This window comes from Rhizocola hellebori (assembly GCF_016862955.1).
Classification (GTDB): domain Bacteria; phylum Actinomycetota; class Actinomycetes; order Mycobacteriales; family Micromonosporaceae; genus Rhizocola; species Rhizocola hellebori.
In genome coordinates, this window is record NZ_BONY01000002.1 from 88,436 (window position 1) to 106,619 (window position 18,184).

19 protein-coding genes are annotated in these 18,184 nt (G+C 70.2%); 7 read left to right on the forward strand and 12 right to left on the reverse strand.

The genetic code is table 11. The features are described 5' to 3' along the window. Nucleotides 1–14: 14 nt before the first annotated feature. Genes Rhe02_RS02260 through Rhe02_RS02310 form a run of 10 tightly spaced genes read right to left on the reverse strand, consistent with a single transcriptional unit; the run spans nt 15 to nt 8,768 of the window. On the reverse strand, nt 15–836 hold the full coding sequence (locus tag Rhe02_RS02260; RefSeq protein ID WP_203906335.1) for an HpcH/HpaI aldolase/citrate lyase family protein: 822 nt from the start codon (nt 834–836) through the stop codon (nt 15–17). Next, the gene (locus tag Rhe02_RS02265; protein ID WP_203906336.1) at nt 833–1,990 is read right to left on the reverse strand and encodes an acyl-CoA dehydrogenase family protein; all 1,158 of its coding nucleotides are present in this window, start codon (nt 1,988–1,990) and stop codon (nt 833–835) included. The genes Rhe02_RS02260 and Rhe02_RS02265 overlap by 4 nt, the downstream gene beginning before the upstream one ends. Continuing rightward, nucleotides 1,977–2,318, reverse strand: coding sequence for a Zn-ribbon domain-containing OB-fold protein (locus Rhe02_RS02270; protein ID WP_203906337.1), 342 nt, complete (start codon nt 2,316–2,318; stop codon nt 1,977–1,979). Before Rhe02_RS02270 ends, Rhe02_RS02265 begins: the two co-directional genes overlap by 14 nt. Then, nucleotides 2,315–3,412 carry a thiolase C-terminal domain-containing protein gene (locus Rhe02_RS02275; RefSeq protein ID WP_203906338.1) on the reverse strand — a complete coding sequence of 366 codons (1,098 nt, stop codon included), beginning with the start codon at nt 3,410–3,412 and terminating at the stop codon, nt 2,315–2,317. The genes Rhe02_RS02270 and Rhe02_RS02275 overlap by 4 nt, the downstream gene beginning before the upstream one ends. Next, the gene (locus tag Rhe02_RS49575; protein ID WP_239123237.1) at nt 3,409–4,191 is read right to left on the reverse strand and encodes a MaoC/PaaZ C-terminal domain-containing protein; all 783 of its coding nucleotides are present in this window, start codon (nt 4,189–4,191) and stop codon (nt 3,409–3,411) included. Before Rhe02_RS49575 ends, Rhe02_RS02275 begins: the two co-directional genes overlap by 4 nt. Then, the gene (locus Rhe02_RS02290; RefSeq protein WP_203906339.1) at nt 4,188–4,862 is read right to left on the reverse strand and encodes a RidA family protein; all 675 of its coding nucleotides are present in this window, start codon (nt 4,860–4,862) and stop codon (nt 4,188–4,190) included. Before Rhe02_RS02290 ends, Rhe02_RS49575 begins: the two co-directional genes overlap by 4 nt. Next, nucleotides 4,859–6,127, reverse strand: a complete 1,269-nt coding sequence (locus tag Rhe02_RS02295; protein ID WP_203906340.1) for an MmgE/PrpD family protein — start codon at nt 6,125–6,127, stop codon at nt 4,859–4,861. Before Rhe02_RS02295 ends, Rhe02_RS02290 begins: the two co-directional genes overlap by 4 nt. After that, nucleotides 6,117–7,307, reverse strand: a complete 1,191-nt coding sequence (locus tag Rhe02_RS02300) for a CaiB/BaiF CoA transferase family protein (RefSeq protein WP_203906341.1) — start codon at nt 7,305–7,307, stop codon at nt 6,117–6,119. Before Rhe02_RS02300 ends, Rhe02_RS02295 begins: the two co-directional genes overlap by 11 nt. Then, nucleotides 7,304–8,287, reverse strand: a complete 984-nt coding sequence (locus tag Rhe02_RS02305) for an LLM class flavin-dependent oxidoreductase (protein ID WP_203906342.1) — start codon at nt 8,285–8,287, stop codon at nt 7,304–7,306. The genes Rhe02_RS02300 and Rhe02_RS02305 overlap by 4 nt, the downstream gene beginning before the upstream one ends. Continuing rightward, complete coding sequence (locus tag Rhe02_RS02310) at nt 8,274–8,768, reverse strand: MaoC family dehydratase (RefSeq protein ID WP_203906343.1); 495 nt, start codon at nt 8,766–8,768, stop codon at nt 8,274–8,276. Before Rhe02_RS02310 ends, Rhe02_RS02305 begins: the two co-directional genes overlap by 14 nt. A 77-nt stretch (nt 8,769–8,845) precedes the next feature. Between Rhe02_RS02310 and Rhe02_RS02315 the strand changes: the two genes are divergently transcribed. Further along, on the forward strand, nt 8,846–9,526 hold the full coding sequence (locus Rhe02_RS02315) for a hypothetical protein (protein WP_203906344.1): 681 nt from the start codon (nt 8,846–8,848) through the stop codon (nt 9,524–9,526). A gap of 348 nt (nt 9,527–9,874) precedes the next feature. On the opposite strand, the gene Rhe02_RS02320 is transcribed toward Rhe02_RS02315, so the two are convergent. Continuing rightward, nucleotides 9,875–10,675 (reverse strand): IclR family transcriptional regulator, encoded by an 801-nt coding sequence (locus Rhe02_RS02320; protein ID WP_203906345.1) that lies wholly within the window; start codon nt 10,673–10,675, stop codon nt 9,875–9,877. Nucleotides 10,676–10,797: 122 nt separating this feature from the next. Between Rhe02_RS02320 and Rhe02_RS02325 the strand changes: the two genes are divergently transcribed. From Rhe02_RS02325 to Rhe02_RS02350, 6 genes are read left to right on the forward strand one after another with little or no spacing between them, the layout of a single operon-like run. Further along, nucleotides 10,798–11,796, forward strand: a complete 999-nt coding sequence (locus Rhe02_RS02325; protein ID WP_203906346.1) for a flavin reductase — start codon at nt 10,798–10,800, stop codon at nt 11,794–11,796. After that, nucleotides 11,796–13,088 carry an acyl-CoA dehydrogenase family protein gene (locus Rhe02_RS02330; protein ID WP_203906347.1) on the forward strand — a complete coding sequence of 431 codons (1,293 nt, stop codon included), beginning with the start codon at nt 11,796–11,798 and terminating at the stop codon, nt 13,086–13,088. Before Rhe02_RS02325 ends, Rhe02_RS02330 begins: the two co-directional genes overlap by 1 nt. Further along, nucleotides 13,085–14,521 (forward strand): aldehyde dehydrogenase family protein, encoded by a 1,437-nt coding sequence (locus Rhe02_RS02335; protein WP_203906348.1) that lies wholly within the window; start codon nt 13,085–13,087, stop codon nt 14,519–14,521. Before Rhe02_RS02330 ends, Rhe02_RS02335 begins: the two co-directional genes overlap by 4 nt. Then, nucleotides 14,518–15,423, forward strand: coding sequence for an isocitrate lyase/PEP mutase family protein (locus Rhe02_RS02340; RefSeq protein WP_203906349.1), 906 nt, complete (start codon nt 14,518–14,520; stop codon nt 15,421–15,423). The genes Rhe02_RS02335 and Rhe02_RS02340 overlap by 4 nt, the downstream gene beginning before the upstream one ends. Continuing rightward, nucleotides 15,420–16,496 carry an FAD-dependent oxidoreductase gene (locus tag Rhe02_RS02345; RefSeq protein WP_203906350.1) on the forward strand — a complete coding sequence of 359 codons (1,077 nt, stop codon included), beginning with the start codon at nt 15,420–15,422 and terminating at the stop codon, nt 16,494–16,496. The genes Rhe02_RS02340 and Rhe02_RS02345 overlap by 4 nt, the downstream gene beginning before the upstream one ends. After that, nucleotides 16,489–17,883, forward strand: coding sequence for an aldehyde dehydrogenase family protein (locus tag Rhe02_RS02350; protein ID WP_203906351.1), 1,395 nt, complete (start codon nt 16,489–16,491; stop codon nt 17,881–17,883). The genes Rhe02_RS02345 and Rhe02_RS02350 overlap by 8 nt, the downstream gene beginning before the upstream one ends. Here Rhe02_RS02350 and Rhe02_RS02355 read toward each other — a convergent pair. Further along, entirely contained in the window at nt 17,868–18,152 is a 285-nt protein-coding gene (locus Rhe02_RS02355) for a Dabb family protein (RefSeq protein ID WP_203906352.1), read from the reverse strand. The genes Rhe02_RS02350 and Rhe02_RS02355 overlap by 16 nt on opposite strands. Between the last annotated feature and the right edge of the window lie 32 nt (nt 18,153–18,184).

Here is an 18,184-nt window from a genome sequence, read left to right on the forward strand (position 1 = left end):
CCGCGACCGAAAATCTAGCCGACGACGCGGCGGGCCGAGCGGACGACCGCCTCGTCGACCAGGCGGCCGTGGGCGTCCACGCATACCGCTGATCCGGCGGCCTGGGCAGCGGCGAAGCGGGTCAGCACATCGTGGGCGGCGGCGAGCTCTTCGGCGGTCGGGGTGAACACCTCGTGCACCACGGGCAGCTGCGCGGGGTGGATGCAGGCGCGGCCGTGAAAACCCATGCGCCGCAACGCGATCGTCGACAGGCGCAGCTCGGCCAGGTCGGTGAAATTGGTGGAGACCGGGGCGACCGGAGCGTCGATGCCGGCGGCGGCGCTGGCGGCGACCACCTGCGAGCGGGCCCACCACAGCTCGCGCCCGTCGGGGCCCGGGCTGACACCGAGGTCGGCGGCCAGGTCGGCTTCGCCGAGCTGGAGCCGGGCTGTCCGCGGCGATCGGGCGATGGCCAGCGCGTCGAAGAGGGCGGCCGCGGTTTCCAGCAGGGGAACGATCCGGGTGGAGCCCACGGCGATGCCCGAAGCGCGCTCGGCGTCGGACAGGAATCTGTCCAACGTGGACAGCGACTCCAGCGAAGCCTTCGCCACGCAGAGGCCGAGCAGGCCGGATCCGAGCACCTCGTGGGCATCCAGCAGGCCCATCTCGCCGGGGTTGATCCTGACCCAGGCACTGCCCCCCGAGCGCAGGTAGTCGGCCACGGCGTGGCGGGCGTTCTCCTTGAGCGCCAACGGCACCGCGTCCTCCAGGTCCACGATGAGCGCGTCCGCGCCGCGGCCGGCGGCCTTGGCCAGCCGGGCGGGGGCGTCGCCGGGCACGTAGAGATACGACCTCATCCGATGCGGCCTTTCCCGCTCAGCAGCGAACGGGCGATGACCACGCGCTGGATGTCGTTGGTGCCCTCGCCGATCATCATCAGCGGGGCGTCGCGATAGAGCCGTTCCACCACGAACTCTTTGGAGTAGCCGTAGCCGCCGTGCACCTGCATGGCGAGCAGGGCGCACTCGGCGGCCGCCTCGGAGGCGAAGGCTTTGGCCATGCCCGCTTCCATGTCCACCCGGTGCCCGGCGTCGGCGCGGGTGGCGGCCCAGTAGACCAGAAGCCGGGACGCCTGGGTCTTCATCGCCATGTCGGCGAGTTTGAGCTGCACGGCCTGGAATTCGCCGATCTTCTGGCCGAATGCCTCGCGTTGCCCGGCGTAGGACAGCGCCTCGTCGTAGGCGGCCTGGGCGATGCCGAGCGCGCGGGCGGCCACGTTGATGCGCCCGGTTTCCAGGCCGGAGAGCACCTGCTGCATGCCGCGGCCCTCGACCCCGCCGAGCAGGTTGGCGGCGGGCACCCGGACGTTGTCGAAAAGCACCTCACACGACTCTGTCCCCTTGTAGCCGAGCTTGGGCAGGTCGCGCAGCACCTCGAAGCCCTCCTCGACCAGGAGCACCGACATCCCGCGATGGGCCGGATCGGCGCCCGGAGTGGTCTTGCACAGCACCGGCAGCGGGTTGGCGTGGCGGGCGTTGGTGATCCAGGTCTTGCGGCCGTTGAGGAGGTAATGGTCGCCGTCGCGCACCGCGACGGTGCGGATGCCTTGCAGGTCGGTGCCGGCGTCGGGTTCGGTCAGGGCTATCCCGCTTCGGCGCGCACCCGTGGCCAGGTCGGGCAGGAACTGCTGCTTCTGTTGCGGCGTCCCGTGTTTGGCGATCATCCAGCAGGCCAGGGTGTGGCTGCCCAGGATCCCGGCGATGCCCATCCAGCCCTTGGCGATCTCCTCGAAGACCAGCGCGAAGGAGACCATGTCCGCGCCGAGCCCGCCGTACTCCTCGGGCACGGTGAGCCCGAACAGCCCCATGGAACGCATGGTGGCCACGATTTCGGTCGGGTACCGGCCGGACTCCTCCCACTCCTGCGCGACCGGCCGGATCTCGCGGTCGACGAAGGTGCGCAACGTCTCCCGAAACAGCCGCTGCTCGTCGTTGAGCTCAAAGTCCATCATCGACCTCGGTGAAGACGGGCAGGTCGCCCTGCCAGGTGAGCCGGACCGGCTGGTCGCAGCGAGGATTGCCGACACCCACGAGATGGGTCAGCAGGATCGGCCCCTCAGCCAATCGCACCCGGGCGAGCACGCGCACCGGGTCGCGGTGGATGACGGTGAAGGAGTCGAGGGTTGCCTCGCCACTCGCCTGTACCCAGCCCAGTGTGGTGCCGCCGCAGCTGGTGCACAACGCGCGCGGGTAATGCTGCAGGTGCCCGCAACGTGAACAGTGCTGCAGCACGAGCCGGTGCTGCGCCGCCTCCTGCCACCAGTGGTCCTCGGGTGTCATGCGGCGGCCTCCAGGATCACGGTGGCGTGGCTGGACATGATGCCGCCTGTACCATGTACCAGCGCTGTCCGGGCATCGGGCACCTGCCGCGCCCCGCACTGCCCGCGCAGCTGGCGCACCGCCTCCACCAGCAGCAGCACCCCGAGCTGGCCGGGATGGCAGTAGGCAAGCCCGCCGCCGCCGGTGTTCATCGGCAGGCCCGACCACGCGGCGCCTTCCCCGGGCGGGCAGAATCCGAGCTGTTCCAAGGCAAGCGGGACGCTGATGGTGAACGAGTCGTAGATCTGGAGCACATCGATGTCGCGGTGGCTCATGCCGGCGCGGGCGAAGGCTTGCGCGCCAGCGGCAGCGGCGCCCGGGTAGAGCAGATCTTCGGCACTGGTCATCTCGGCGTGGGTGACCACCTCGCCGTAGCCGCGCACCAGCACCGGCCGCTGGCGCAGGTGGCGGGCCCGGTCCAGGCTGGTCAGCACGATCGCGCCGCCGCCGTCGGTGACCAGGCAGCAGTCCAGCTTGCCCAGCGGGCTGGAGATGAGCGGCGCATCGAGCACGTCCTGCACGGTGAGCGCGCCTTGCGTGTGTGTCCAGGCGGCCGGGTTGAGCAGCGCCCGCTGCCGGGCCCACACCGCCTGCTGCGCCAGGTCGGCCCGGCCCAGCCGGTAGGTGTACAGATAGCGCTGGGCCACCATCGCGTAGTAGGACAGCGGCCACAGCGGCTGGTAGGGATCGGAGAACCGGTTCGGCTCGCCGGTCATCCGCCGCGAGCGCGCCGAGCGCTGGTCGGAGGCGAAGGCGATGACGGCCACGTGGCATTGCCCGGCCTCGATGGCTTGGGCGGCTCGCGCCACGTACATCTCGAAGACCGCGCCGCCGGCGGACGTCGAGTCGGTCCAGACCGGGTGCAGGCCAAGGTAATCGGCCAACTGGGTGGCCGGAAACCGGCCGTGCCCAGTGGTGGCCAGACCATCCACATCAGACAGTGACAGCCCCGCGTCGTCCAGCGCCCGGGACACCGCCTGCGTCAGCAGCTCGGGCACGCTCAGGCCGGTCTGCCCGAGATCGCACTCGGCAGCGCCTGCTATGGCGACCGTCATCGCAGCCGCACCGTCGCCGCGCCGGTGACCGCGAGCCGGTCGCCGACCTGGATCAGCTGGTTGATTTCGGTGTCGCTGACCTGCTGGGCGGTGCAGCGCACGGTTTCCCCGGCGAAAACCAGCGACTTGAACCGAAACCGCAGCCGGGTCAGCACGGCCGCGTCGCCGAAGTGGGCCTGCACCTGCTCGGCCAGCAGCGCGCCGAACATCTGGCCGTCCACGACCGGCCGGTCCAGCCCGCGCTGGGCGAGGTATTCCGGATCGTAGTGCAGGCGGTGCCAGTCCCAGGTGGCGCCGGCGTAGGCCACCATGTCGGTCAGCGTGATGGTGCGCACCAGCTCGGGCAGGCCGATCAGCGGCTGCGCGGCGGCGGGCAGGGCGCTGCGGCCCGGCGCCACGTAGATCATCGTCTCGGTGTTGCGGCCCAGCAGATCGCCGTGCTGATTCTCGTAGGTCGCGGTGGAGGTGACCACCTGCATCGCCTGCTTCTCGGTCACCGAAGCCAATCGCCAGGTCACCGTCAGCACATCGGTGGCGACTGCGGGCTGAAAGAACTCATAGGCATTTCCGCCGCGTACCAGTTTCAGCCCCGGAAAGCTCAGCTCCCACCCGTGTCCGGCGAACCCGTCGGCGTCGCGTGGCACGTTCGCGTATTGGTTCGACTCGAAGATCATCGTCGGCGGGGCCACCCCGGCACACGACGAACCCACGGCGGTGGCGAAATAGCGGATCGCCGCCGCCCCGATCTCCTCGGGAGCGGTGTACACACGGGTCATCATCGCAGGATCGCCTCCGGTACCACTTCGAGCAGGAATTCGGGGCGCAGCAAGGCATCGCACGGCCTGAGTTCTACAACGGCCCGGGGGAAGCGCGCTTCGCGCAGCGGCCGCACCAGCTGCGGGTCGGCCCCGGGCACGTAGTACTCGACCAGCGAGACGACGTCGCCGTCGCTGCCCCCGGCCGCGGCCACCACCAGCGAGATGTTGTCGTAGATGAACTCCGCCTGGGCGAGCAGATCGCCGTCGTGAACCGCCGCCTGGGTGACCGGGTCCAGCGCGCCGAAACCCGCCATGAACAGCCGATCACCGGCCTTGATCCCCGGCAGATAGGTGAGCGTGTCGTAGCGCGCCCAGCCCGGGTTCACCGGCTCCTTGACCCCGGACGCCGCCACCGCCTCCAGCGACACCAGTGAGCCGGGCGCGGCCGGGGTGTCGACCAGGATCCCCGCCGCACCGGGATAGGGCGCGCTGAGCAGCTCGCGGCGGGGACGTCCGCAGCGCGGGTAGTCGGCCCGGGTGGCCGTGGTGGTGAAGTCGGTGGTCAGCACCAGCGAGTCGAGCCCCAAGCCGTGCGGGGCAAGCAGTTCGGCGACCCGGTTGAGGCACCACCTGTACTGGCCGGCGAAGTCCCCCGACGTGGTGTACACCTTCGGCAGCCGCACTATCGTCATCGCACACTCCCCTGCACCGCTTGCACGAGTTCGGGCACGGTTGGCTGCCAGCTCAGCTCGGCCACCTTCGCGACCGGCTGCCCACCTGGTTGCCCGGTCACGATCAGCATCCTGCCATTGCGCAGGCGCGCGGTCAGGCGCGACTGGGCCGCCGCGGCCGGTTGCGCGCAATCCACCACCCGGTGGCTGATCCTGGGCAGCAGGCTTGCGATGTCCATCCGTTGTGGACGGTCGAACGTGTCGATGGTCAGCTCGCCGTCGATGAGCATGGCCGCGATGCACCAGCGCACCGAGAACTTCGCCTCGTAGGGCGTAGCCGGCGGCTTCGGCGAGCACACGATCGCCTCCGCATCGGGGTGCATATCGACCTCGATGGTTTCGATGTCGGCCGGATCGGCCTGGCCGCGCAGCGCGTTCGCCGCGCCGATGGCGGAATGGCTCAACCGGCACGCCGGGTAGGGCTTGAGCTCTATCCGGGTCGCCTCCCAGCGCTCGGAGAGCTGGCCCAGCAGGGCTTCGGGGTCGGGGCCGCGCCCGGCGAGCGCCGCGAACAGGCCACTGCGGCCGTCGAGCGCTCCGGCGGGGCCGGTCATCCCAGCACCGGCCAGGCGCGCGGCCACGACCGCGGTGTGCGCGGCGAACCCGGGATGGACCTGCTTGACCGACGATCCGGTGTGCAGGAACTCCAGCAGCCCGCCGGATCCGCTCGCCGCGATGCCCATCGCGTGCCCGATTCCTTGCGCGCCAAGCCCTTCCAGGCGCGCCGCCACCGCCGCGCCCGCCACCGCCCCGCATACCGAGGTGGCGTGCAGGCCTCGCCCGTGAAAGCCGTGCGGGGCGGCCAAACCCAGCCGGCAGGCCAGCTCCAGCCCGATCGCATAGGCCGCCAGCAGATCGGCCGCGCCGGCCGCGGTCTGCTCGGCCACGGCCAGCGCGACCGGCAGCACCACCGCGGTCGGATGCACCAGGGCGCCGTCGTGGGTGTCGTCGAAGTCGAGCGCGTGCACAGCCACCGCGTTGCCGAACGCCGCCGCGGCCGCCCCGGTCCTGCCCGGCGCGCCGAACAGCGTGGCCTCCCCCGGCCCGCCGAGCGCCCGCGCCACCGTCAACGCGGAGGGAACCTCGTTGCGGCGCAGGGCAAGCACCAGGCAGCCCAACCCGTCCAGCAGGTGCCGCCGGGCCGCCTGCTCCACCTCGGGCGGCAGCACGGTCACCCCCGCCGCCCATCGCGCGAGGACCTGCAGCGCGGGAGAGTCAGGGGGCACCGAAGGCTCCGGCGGCGGTGAAATCGGCGATCTGGGCCGGGGTGTAACCGAGCAGTTCCGAGGTGACGTAGTGGAAGTCCTCGTTGCGGCTGGGCGCGCGGCGGTGCTCGGTGGGGTGCTGCCCGACGCGTACCGGTGAGGCGACCTGGCTGATCGTGCCATAGCGGGGATGCTCGGTCTGCACGATGAGGCCACGGGCGAGGGTGTGCGGATCCTTCAGCGCGGCCTCGACATCGTTGACCGGCCCGCACGGCACCCCGGCCGGTTCCAGCACGGAAAGCCAATGCTGCACGGTGTGCGCCCGGAACCGTTGCTCCAAAAGGGGGATGAGCTCGTCGCGGTGGCGTTGCCGGTCGGCGAAGGTGGCAAAACGCGGGTCGGGTACCAGTTCGAGCACGGCGGCGAGCCGAGACCAGAACTTCTCCTTGGCACAGCCGACCACGAGCCAGCCGTCGGAAGCCTCGAAGACCTGGAAAGGCACCAGCGACGGGTGCGCGGAGTGCCGGGTGCGCGCCGGGGTGAAGCCCGCGTTGAGGTGCCAGGTCGCCGGGTAGGTCAGCATCCCGATCGCGGTGTCGAACAGGCTCAGGTCACAGTCCATGCCCACGCCGTCGCGGCGCGCCGCGTGCACCCCGGCGAGCAGTGAGATCGCGGCGACGAAGCCGCCGGAATAGTCCACCATGGACAGACCCGACTTGGTGGGCGGCCCGTCGGGTTCGCCGGTCAGCTCCATCCAGCCGGCAAGCCCTTGCAGCACATAGTCGTAGCCCGGCTGCGCCGAACGCGGGCCGGTCATCCCGAAGCCGGTCAGCGAGCAGCAAACGATGCGCTCATTGAGCTCCTTCAGATCGTCGTAGCGCAAGCGCATCTTGGCCGGCACATCACCGCGCAGATTGGAGTAGACCGCATCGGAGAACGCGACCAGGTCCTCGAAGACGTCACGCCCGGCCCTGGTGGACAGGTCGAGGGAGAGGGATCGCTTGCCCCGGTTGAAGGTCTCGAAGAACAGCGAGTCCTCGCCGTCGGCGTAGGGCGGGACATACCGCCCGACGTCCCCGCCCGCCGCCGGGTCTTCGATCTTGATGACCTCCGCGCCGAGGTCGGCCAGGTGCAGGCTGCCGAAGGGGCCCGCGCCGTACTGCTCGACCGCGACGATCCTGATGTCCGCCAACGGTCTCACGACAACTCCCGGATGAGCTCGATGAGGCTGTCCTGGGCGGCGCGGATCTCATCGGGCGCCAGCCCGTGGGTGGGTGCGGAGAGCTTGACCGCGTCGGCCAGACCGTCATAAGCCTTGACCGCCAAGGCCACCTCCTGGCTGGTGCCGCACAGCGTGAACGCGGCCGCCATCTCGTCGGGCACCAGATGCCCGAGCCGGTCGGCCGGGATGCCGGTGCGCCGCGCGGCCACCACGGCCTCCTGCTCGGCCGCGAAACCGGCCGCGGCGAACAGGCTCGCATATGAGCTGACGCTGGCGTAGAAGCCGACCACGCCGGCCGCGCGACGGCGCGCTACCGCGGAGGAGGCGTCGACCGAGCAGCAGGCGGAAACCACGACGTCGACACGGCGGCCGGAGCGGCCCAGCGCGGGCAGCACCGACTCGCGCAACACCGAGGGCGGGCACAGCTCGTGCGACAGCCAGCCGTCGGCCACCTCCCCGGCCAGGGCCACCATGGCGGGCCCGACACCGGCCAGATATATAGGTGTCGCCCCACCGGCGTAGGGACGCCGCCAGCCGCGCACGTCGATCGAGACCGCCGTGCCGTCGTGCAGGATCGGATCTCCGCCCGCCCACACCTTGCGGATCACCGCGATCGTCTCGCGCAGGCGTTTCACCGGCGGATCGAAAGCCGCGCCGTGCCAGTCGGCGTTCAGCCTGCGCACCCCGGAGCCTAGGCCCAGCCGGAACCGGCCGCCGGACAGGTCGTCGAGGTCCATCGCCGCCAGCGCGGTCAGCATCGGGCTGGTGGCGAAGGCCAGGCTGATCCCCGTACCCACAAGGAGATTGGTTTGAGAAGCGATCGCCGTGGCCGTCACCAAGGCGTTGCGGTGCAGCTCGGGCGCCCACGCGGCCACCGCTCCGGCGGCCTCGGCCCGGCGGGTGGCGTCGATGAGTTCGGCCATCGTCTCGCCCCAGGGCTGGAACTCAAGCCGGAGCATCTTTGGCCTTCGGGAAGAAGTCCTTGTCGTGTGGAGCGTCGCGCTTGTACACCATGACCGTGCGGGTCCAGGACATGACCTCATCGCCGTCCTGGTTGAGGCCACGGGTGTAACAGGTGACGATGCCGGCGTAGGGGCGGCTGGCCGACTCGCGCGTGGCCAGCACCCGCGACTCGGCATAGAGGGTGTCACCCAGGAAGACCGGATGGGTCAGCTTGATGTTCTCCCAGCCCAGATTCATCAGCGCGTTCTGGCTCATGTCGGAGACCGACAGCCCGAGCACGATCGCCACGGACAGCCCCGAGTTGACGATGATGCGGCCATACGGCGCCCTCGCCGCGAAGTGGGCGTTGAAGTGGTTCTGGTTGGTGTTCATCGTCAGCAGGGTGAACCACGTGTTGTCGGCCTCGCTGATGGTCCTGCCCAGCGGATGCTGGTGGAGGTCGCCCACGGCGAAGTCCTCGTAGTAACGCCCGGCCATGGTCACGAAGCTAGCCAGGCCGCCTCCGCCACGTCAAGGACTTGTTTCTCACAGCGGATCAGTGTTTCCATTTCGCCATGCATGTCAACGGCTGGTGGATCCTGCTGCACCTGGTCCTGTTCGTCTTCTGGCTCGGCGGTGATCTCGGCGTGTTCTGGTCGAGCCGGTTCGTGCTCAAACCCGAGCTCACCCCGGCCGCCCGCGCGACCGCCCTGAAGATCATGAGTGGCCTGGACCTCGGGCCGAAGATCTGCCTGGTGCTCTTCCTGCCCAGCGGCGTCACCCTGATGGCCCTCGACCCGCACGGCGCCGGCATCTTCACCTGGTGGCTGGTCGCCCTGACCTGGCTGGGCGCGGCCTGCTGGCTCTGGCTCACCATCAAAAGCCATCACCACCCCATTTCCTGGGTACGGCGAACCGACTGGGCCATCCGGATAACCCTCATCATCGCCCTCGGCACAGTCGCCTTCTACACCCTCATCGCCGACCGCCCGTTCGGCGTCGACACCAACCCGAAGTGGTTGGGCGCCAAGGTGTTGCTCTACACCGTGGCGATCGCGTGCGGCCTGGGGATCCGGTTGACCCTGCGCCCCTTCGGCCCTGCCTTCGGCGCCCTGATGACGACCGGCTCGACACCGGAGGTCGAACGCACCCTCAAACGCTCCATCGATGGATGCCTGCCCTACGTGTGGGGAATCTGGGGCAGCGTCCTGGCCGCAGCCGCCCTCGGCGTCCTCAAACCCTTCGCGGACCTCTAACCCCCGCCCCAGCGCACCTACACCCCAGCGCGGAACGCTGTCGCGGGGCGGCAGGTGGGGTGATGGTTGCTAGCACCTTTGCTCTGCACCCATAGGCGCAACTTCTTGGTCAATGTGCGCCTATGGGTGCAGAGCAAAGGTGTGGCGGAAGGACACTCCCCCGCAGGTCGGCGGCGGCGGAGCCGCAGTGCGGCGGCGAAGCCGCTGAGCCAGGCGGGTCAGCGCGGCGAAGCGGCAGGGCCCTGGCGGGTCAGCGGCGGAGCCGCCGGGGGTAACCATGCACGGGCCTTCGTTGCCGCGCGGGAGCATGCGGCGAGCGACCACGGCGCAGCGGCGTATAGACAATGCTTATTCGGGTTGGTAGCCGAGTTGGGCGGAGACGCGGGCGGCGGCTTCGGTGAGGGCGGTGGCGGCCTTGACGTTGTCGGCTTTGAAGCGGGCCGCTGGGCCGGCGACGCTGAGCACCGCGACGACGTGGCCGTCGTGGTCGAAGATGGGGGCCGCGATGGAGGCCGCGCCGGGCTGGCGTTCGCCGATCGAGGTGGCATAGCCGCGTTTGCGGATGGCGGCCAATTCCTTGCGCAGCTTGGCCTGATCGGTGATCGTGCGGTCGGTGACGGCTTCCAGTTTGTGACGGGACAGGTAGGCGTCGACCTCCTCAGGGGTGAGGAAGGCCAGGAACGCCTTGGAGGAGCCGCCGGCATGCAGCGGATAGGGGATGCCCAGCACCACTTCCATGCGCAGCTCCTGTTCCGGCACCACCTGGTCGACGTAGAGGCGGGTGTCGCCGCGGCGCAGCGAAAGCGTGGCGGTCTCGCCGATCTGCTCGGTGAGCTGGCGCAGCTCAGGCGCGCACATCGCCCGCACGTCGGTGCGCGCCAGGTAGGCGCGGCCGAGCGCGGCCGCCGCATGCCCAAGGGCGTAGCGCCGGGTCGACGGGTCGACGGTGATCAGGTCACGGCTGCGCAGGGCGGTGAGGATGCGATGCACGGCGGCCTTGGTCAGGCCCAGCGCGGTGGCCAGCTCGGTCACGCCCAGGTCGGGCTGGCCGCTACGCCCGAAGTAGAGCAGCACGTCCATGGCCCGCTCGACGGCGGCGATGGAACGCGACTGGCTCTCGTGGTCGGACTCCTCCTCGACGATCGACATGCAGGCCAGTGTATGACCACCTGTTCCGCTGTGGGAAACGGCTGGCCGTTGACACGTCGCGGCCACGTCGTTACCTTCAACGAAACAGCGTTTCCTTATCCGAAACACCCAGGAGTTCCTTCGTGGAAGACACGCACTTTCGCTCCGTGCTGGCCCAGTGGCCCAGCGGCGTAGGCGTGGTCACCACCCTCGGCCCCGACGGCGCCTGGCACGGCATGACCGCGAGCTCCTTCTGCTCGGTCAGCCTGCGCCCGCCATTGGTCTCGGTGTGTCTGGGCAATCATCTCCCGACGCGCGCCCTGGTGGAACAGGCGGGCGCGTTCGCGATCAGTTTTCTGGGCAAGGATCAGGCGCATATCGGGCGGATCTTCGCAGGCCCGCACCCGGACCGGTTCGCCCAGTCCGGCCACAGGTGGCAGCAACACGAAACCGGGTGCCCGGTGCTGGCCCGTGCCACGGGCTGGCTCGACTGCCGGGTGGTGCACGCCTACCCGGGCGGCGACCACACCATCTTCGTCGGCGAGGTGCTCGCGGCGGGCACCCCACACGTCACCGCTCCCCTGCTGTTCCACTCGCGCGCCTGGGGCCAGCTGGCCGATCCACTGCCCGACGAAATCTCCATCAGCACCAGCTTTCTCACCCGCGAGCCGGCCGACGTGGCGGCGGCCCCGGCCGGTTCGCCGGTCGCCGTGTTCACCCCCGGCGGCGGCGACCTGGAGCGGGTGCGCCGGATCTGCGCGGCGGCCGCCCAGCGCGGCCTGAGCGCGATCGCTTACGCCACAGACGCTTTCGCCCCCGACCGAGAGGCCGACACTCTGTCCACATTGGAGTATCTGACCTCGGCGCTGCCGGAGGTCGAGGTCGGCTGCCACGAGGTCGGCCAGGCCTCGCCGCTGCAGGTGCGCCGGGTGCTTCAGGACGCCGTGGTGCGGGTGCGCCCGGCCAACCTGCGCGTCAGGCTGCTCGCCCATCACGGGCTGGGCCTGGTCAACGCGCTGGTAGCGATGAAAAGCGGGGTGCGCTGCTTCGACACCGGAGCCGGCAGCGTGCCCGCCCAGGATCTGCGGCAACTCGCCGACCAGTTAGGTGTCACCGTCCAACCGTCCCAAGGGAGCAACTGATGGCCGACCGGTACACCGGCGAGCGGCTCGTCGACGACATGTCCAGCGCCGAACGCGACCGGGCCGCCCGGGTCGAGCAGGTGCTGCCCGCGCTTCGCGAGGCTGCCGCGCAAGCCGACGCCGACGGGGTCTTCCCGGCCGGGCACGTGGCGCTGCTGCGCGACGCCGGGCTGCTCGGTCTCGTGGTGCCCACCGAATACGGCGGGCTGGGCGGTGGGCTGCGCGATCTGGCGGCGGCCACCTTCGCCATGGGCACCGCGTGCCCGTCGACCGCGCTGGCCTACTTCTTTCACAACACCAGCGCCTCACGAGGGCTGCTGCCGCTGGAAGCCATCGACATCGGGCTTTTCGACGACGCCGATGTCCCGGCCGTGCGCGCCTTCGCCCACAAGGTGTTGCAGCGCATGGCCGATGGCACCTGGCTGGCCAACTTCGCCAGCGAGTCGGTGAAAAGCTCCAGCGCCAACATCGCCATCGCCACCACCGCCCGGCCCGCCACCCGCGACGGCGGGTCCGGCTGGCTGATCACCGGTGAGAAGTCCTTCGGCTGCGCCACCGGGGTGGCCGACACCTATCTGGTGACCGCCCGGCTCGACGGCACCAGCAACGCCGACGGCCTGGCCCTGTTTCTCGTCCCCCGCGACGCCGAAGGCGTCAGCAGCCGCGCGCCCTGGGACGGGATCGGCATGCGCGGGTCGGCCAACCATGGCATCAAGCTTGAGGAGGTCTGGGTACCAAGTGAGGAAGCCCTGACCGTAGAAGGCGCCTTCGTCAAGATGCTGCAGTGCAGCCGCGGCAGTTTCGTGGGCAACCAGCTCGCCATCACCGCCGTGTACGTGGGTGCCGCCCAGCAGGTCTACGACCACACCCTGCACGGGCTGACCCGCAAGACCTTCGCCGACACCGGCCGTTCCATCGCCGAGTCGCCCATGCACCAGGTCATCATCGGCGAGATGACCGAGCGCCTGGAAACGGCCTACCTGTGGCTCAAGCGCCAGCTGCTGCTGGAGTCCTCCGAGCCGCCGATCGCCCCGAAAGCCGACGTTTACCGGCAGTGGCGGCTGGCCAAGGGCTCGATCTGCGAGGCCGCCTTCGAGGTGGCGATGGGCGCGTTCAAGGCGTCGGGCACCTCGGGCGCGACCATGAACGGGGTGGTCGGGCGGGCCATGCGCGATCTGGCGATGGGGCTGGTGATGACGTTCCCGCCGGAACGAGGCAGGCTTGAGGCCGCGTCGATGGTGACCACCGACCGCGCCAACGCCCTGTTCGCCAATGAGGGAGCCGCATCGTGAGGGATCTGGTCGACGGCTCCTGGCGCGATTGCGAGCAGGAGCTGGATTTCCAGCTTGAGGATCCGGCGACCGGCGCAGACCTCGGTCCCGCCCGCGCCTCCTCGCCGGGCCGCGTTGACGAAGCGGTGCGCGCCGCGCAGGCCGCGTTCGACAGCGGCAGCTGGCTGGAAACCGATCGCGCGCAGGTGCTCGACGCCGTCGCCGATCGGGTGGAGGCCGTCGCGGCGGACATCGTGACCGTCGAGGCTAACGCCACCGGGGTGCCGATCCGGCAGGCCGCCATGCTTTCGGTCATCCTGTCCGGGGCCTTCCGCCTGGCCGCCGCCCAGCTTCGCGAGGGCTGGCTGAGCACTTCGCTGCCGCGCGAGGACGGCCGCCTGGCCATGGTCGACCGGCTGCCGTGGGGTCCCGCCGCGTGCCTGGTACCGTGGAACGCGCCCGCGCCGATGGCCGCGCACAAGGTGGCCAACGCGCTCGCGGCCGGTTGCCCGGCCATCGTCAAACCCAGCGAGCTGGCACCGCTTGGCACCCAGCTGCTGGCCGCCGCCATCGCCGAAGGGTTGCAGGAACACGGGATTCACCCCGGGGTCTTTCAGCTCGTGCACGGCGGCGCCGCCACCGGGGCCCGGCTGGTGGGCAATCCACTGATCCGGGCGGTCTCCTTCACCGGTGGGCTGGCCGGTGGCCGGTCGGTCGCGGCCGCCTGCGCCTACGACATCAAGCCGGTGCAGCTGGAATTGGGCGGCAACAACCCGCTGGTGGCGCTGCCCGATGCGGCCGTCGACGATGTCGCCCGCGCCGCGGTCGACCTGCTGACCACCCTCAACGGTCAGTGGTGCCGCGCTCTGGGCCGGCTCATCCTGCCGGAAGCGCGGTCGGCCGACATCCTGGCCGCGATCGGCGAAAGGCTTGCCGCCCTTCGGGTCGGCCCGCCGCTCGATCCCGAGACCGACTTCGGCCCGCTGATCCACTCGCGGCACCGCGCCGTGGTGGCGGCCGCCCGCGACGGGCTCGGTGGCCAGGTTCTATCCCCGACCGCTGTCCCCGGCGAGGGCAACTATCTGGCCCCCGCGCTGGTCGTCGGCGCTGATCCGGCGCGCACCACCGAGGAGATCTTCGGCCCGGTCGCCGCGGTGCACACCTACTCCACATTGGACGAAGCGGTGGCGCTGGCCAACGGAACGCCCTACGGCCTGGAAGGCTATGTCCTGGGCGGAGACGAGGAAGCCGCCCTGGCGTTGGCCAGGCGCATCCGCTGCGGTGAGGTGAAGGTGAACGGCTCGAGCATCATGAGCCTGCACCTGTTCACCCCGCGCCCGGCCTGGGGTCTGTCCGGCACCGGCGAGGAGGGCACCGCGGAAACCCTGCGCTTCTTCACCAACCCCCGCGTCGTCGGCGTCGAGGCCGGCTTCGCCCTGCACTCCCGCCCATGACCTCCCCCACCGATCCCCCACCCCTTGCCGTCTCATTTTTGCCGGGCCGCGCAGAAGCACCGCCCGGCACGGGGGCGGAGAAGCTGCGGGCACTGTTGCGCGGGCTTGACACCGTGCCGGTGCACGGGGTGTGGGATCCGGTGACGGCTGCTCTGGCGGCGCAAGCCGGACATCGGGTGGTGCATTTGTCGGGAGCAGTGACGTCGGCGCTCGAGCTTGGGCTGCCCGACTTGGGCTATGTGCACGGCACTCACCTGGCCGCTCGGGCGGCGGCTTTGATGCCGTCGTTGCGGGGTATTCCGTTGCTGGCTGACGCGGACACCGGATATGGCAACGCTTTGCAAGCGGTGTGGACGGCGCAGCGGTACGCGCGAGCCGGGATAGCCGGGCTGCACATCGAGGATCAGGTGCAGCCCAAGCGGTGCGGGCATCTGGGCGGCAAGGAGCTGGTGGAGACGGACGTGGCCGCCGCGAAGGTGCGCGCGGTCGCTGAAGCAGCCACGGGGATAGTGGTGATCGCGCGAACCGACGCCTACTCGGTCGCGGGCCTGGACGAGACGCTGCGAAGGGCCGATGCCTATCTGGCGGCGGGGGCTGACGCGGTGTTCCCGGAAGGGGTCACCGATCCGGCGCAGCTGGCCCGCTTCGACGGGATGCCGCTCGTGGTGAACCTGTCCGAGGCCGCGGGAAGCCGTGCCCACCAAGCAACCGACGACGAGCTGGGCGCCGCCGGGGTGCGGCTGGTGTTGCGGCCCACGACCGCGTTCCTCGCCGCGGTGCACGCGGTGCAGGCGGTGTATTCGGGGCGGGCTGAGGAGGTACCCACGATGAAATGGTCTGAATTCACCGGGCTCATCGGGCAGGAAGAAGCTCTGGCGCTAGACGCGAGGTACGCCCTGTGATCGTGGTGGTGGGGGCGGGCCCGGTCGGGCTGACCGCCGCGCTGGCGCTGGCCAAGCGCGGCTTCGCCGTGACCGTGCTGGAGGCCGGAGACGGTTTGGCCGCGGAGTCTCGGGCCTCGACCTTCCATCCGCCCACGCTGTCGATGCTCAAGGAGCTCGGGGTGCTGCCACAGCTGATGGCGCGCGGCCTCATCTCGCCGACCTTCGCCTACCGCGACCGCCACGGCCTGATCGCTGAGCTGGATCTCGGGCTGCTCAAGGACGACACGCCCTACCCGTACCGGGTCCAGTGCGAGCAGTCGAAGCTGACCCCGATCCTGCTGGAACACCTGCTGGCGCACGACAACTGCGAGGTGCGCTTCGGCTGGCCGGTGGCGGCGGTCAACGGCAGCACAGTGTCCACAGCGGACGGTCGTGAGGTCACCGCCGACTGGGTGATCGCCGCGGACGGCGCCCACTCCGCGGTGCGGCGCAGCCTCGGCGTGGCCTTCGACGGGATCACCTACCCGGAACGGTTCCTCGTCGCCTCCACCGATGAGGAGCTGGACGGGCTGGCCCTGGTCAACTACGTCTTCGATCCGGTGGAGTGGGCGGTGCTACTGCGCACGCCCGACCATTGGCGGGTGCTGCTGCCCACGCCCGAAGACACCCCGGACGAGGCCGAGCTGGCCCGGCTTGGGCAACGGCTGCAAGGCATCCGCGACTTCGGCCGGCCGTGGCGGGTGGCGCACGCGAGCATCTACCGGGTGCATCAGCGGGTGGCCGCGACGTTCCAGGTGGGCAATGTGCTGCTGGCCGGCGACGCTGCGCACGTGAACAACCCGCTGGGCGGGCTGGGCATGAACTCGGGCATCCACGACGCGATCGCCTATGCGCAAGCCTTCCCCGATCTGGGCGAGGTGCCGCAGCAGCGCAGGCGGGTGGCGCTCGACTTCGTGCGCCGGGTTTCGCACACCAACTGGGAACGCATGCGCGACCCGGCGGCGCACCTTGCGGGCATCCGGGAAATGGCCGCCGACCCGGTCAAGGCCCGCCAGTACCTGCTGCGCACGTCGATGTTGCGCCATGACTGAGCCGATCTCACGGGAGAATCCGGCCCGGCCAAGCGAAATCGTCGGGTCGGTGCCGGTGGGCGTGCCGCCGGTGGAGGCGGCCGATGCCGCGTTCGGCCGATGGTCGCGCACTCCGATCCAAGACAGGTTGCGTCTGCTCGAAGCCGCGGCGGACACGCTCGAGCCGCACCTGGGCGAGCTGGCCGTCCTGCTGGCCCGCGAAACCGGCAAGGTGCTGGCCGACTGCCGGGGTGAGCTGGCTTTCTCGCTGACGTTCCTGCGGTGGGTCGCGAGCCGGGCCGCGGCCGTGCTGGCCGACGCGGAGGTCGACGACGCGGCGGGCCGGATGCTTTTGCTGCGTAAGCCTTTCGGGGTGGTCGCCGCGATCACCCCGTGGAACGCCCCGATCATCCTGGCGATGCTGAAGATCGCACCGGCGCTCGCGGCGGGAAACACCATCGTGGTCAAGCCGTCGCCGCTGGCCCCGCTGACCATCGACCGGGTGGTACGCCTGCTCGCCCCCAGCCTGCCCGTCTTCATCGTGCACGGCGGCGCCGACGTCGGCGCGGCGCTGGTCGGCCACCCGCTGGTGCGCAAGGTCGCCTTCACCGGCGGCAGCGAAGCGGCCCGGCATGTGCTCGCCGCGGCCGCCACCCAGATCACGCCCACGGTCATGGAGCTGGGTGGCAACGATGCGGCCATCTTCCTGCCCGACGCCGACCTTTCCCCCTCGGCGATGCAGCGGCTGGTGATGGCGAGCTTCGCCACCAGCGGCCAGGTGTGCATGGCCGCCAAACGGCTCTACGTCCACTCCTCGATCCGGGAAAGGTTCGTCGAGTCCTATTTAGAGGCTGCTTCCGTGGTACTGCGCACCGGCGATCCCCTGGCCGAAGGCGTCACCATGGGCCCGCTCATCTCGGCGCAGGCGGCGCGGCGCGTGCGCTCGTTCGGGGCCGGGCTGCCGCTGGGCCGCGTCGACGACGGCCTGGCAGACGGCTATTTCGTGGCCCCCTCGCTGGTGCTCGACCCGCCGCCCGGCTCACCGCTGGTGACTCAGGAGCAGTTCGGGCCGACCGTGCCGATGCTGACCTACTCCGGCCTTGAGGAGGTCATCGCCCAGGCCAACGCGGGCGAGCTGGGCCTGGGCGCGTCGATCTGGTCCGCCGACGAGGAACACGCCTTTGCGGTGGCCCGGCGCATCGAGGCGGGTTTCGTCTTCGTCAACACCCACAACCGCACCGGGCTGGCGTTGCGGGCTCCTTTCGGCGGGGTGAAACGTTCCGGTTTCGGGCGCGAATACGGTGACGAGGGCATCGCCGAGTACGCCCAAACCTGTGTGGTGCATGCCCCGGCCGCGTTCCGCGCGGGCGGGGCAGGCCTGGCCGCCAACGCCTACCCGGCGGTGTAGTCGACCACCGCCCGGGCGGCCAGGCGTGGTTTGAGCCAGCTCGCCAGCTCCAGATGCACCGGGTCGGTCTGGTAGGCCTTGAGCCCGTCGGCGTCGTCATGGGTGGTGACCAGGAAAAGATCCCAGGAAACCTCGGTGCGCAACTCGTCCAGACGCACCTCAAGGGTACGAATCGACTCCACCTTGCCGATCAGGTCTTCCAATAGCCGCGCCGACTTGGCAGCATCGGCCGGGTCGGCGAATTTCATCAGCACCACGTGGGTCAGCATCGGCCATCCTCCAGTAGAGACGTACCCCTGTT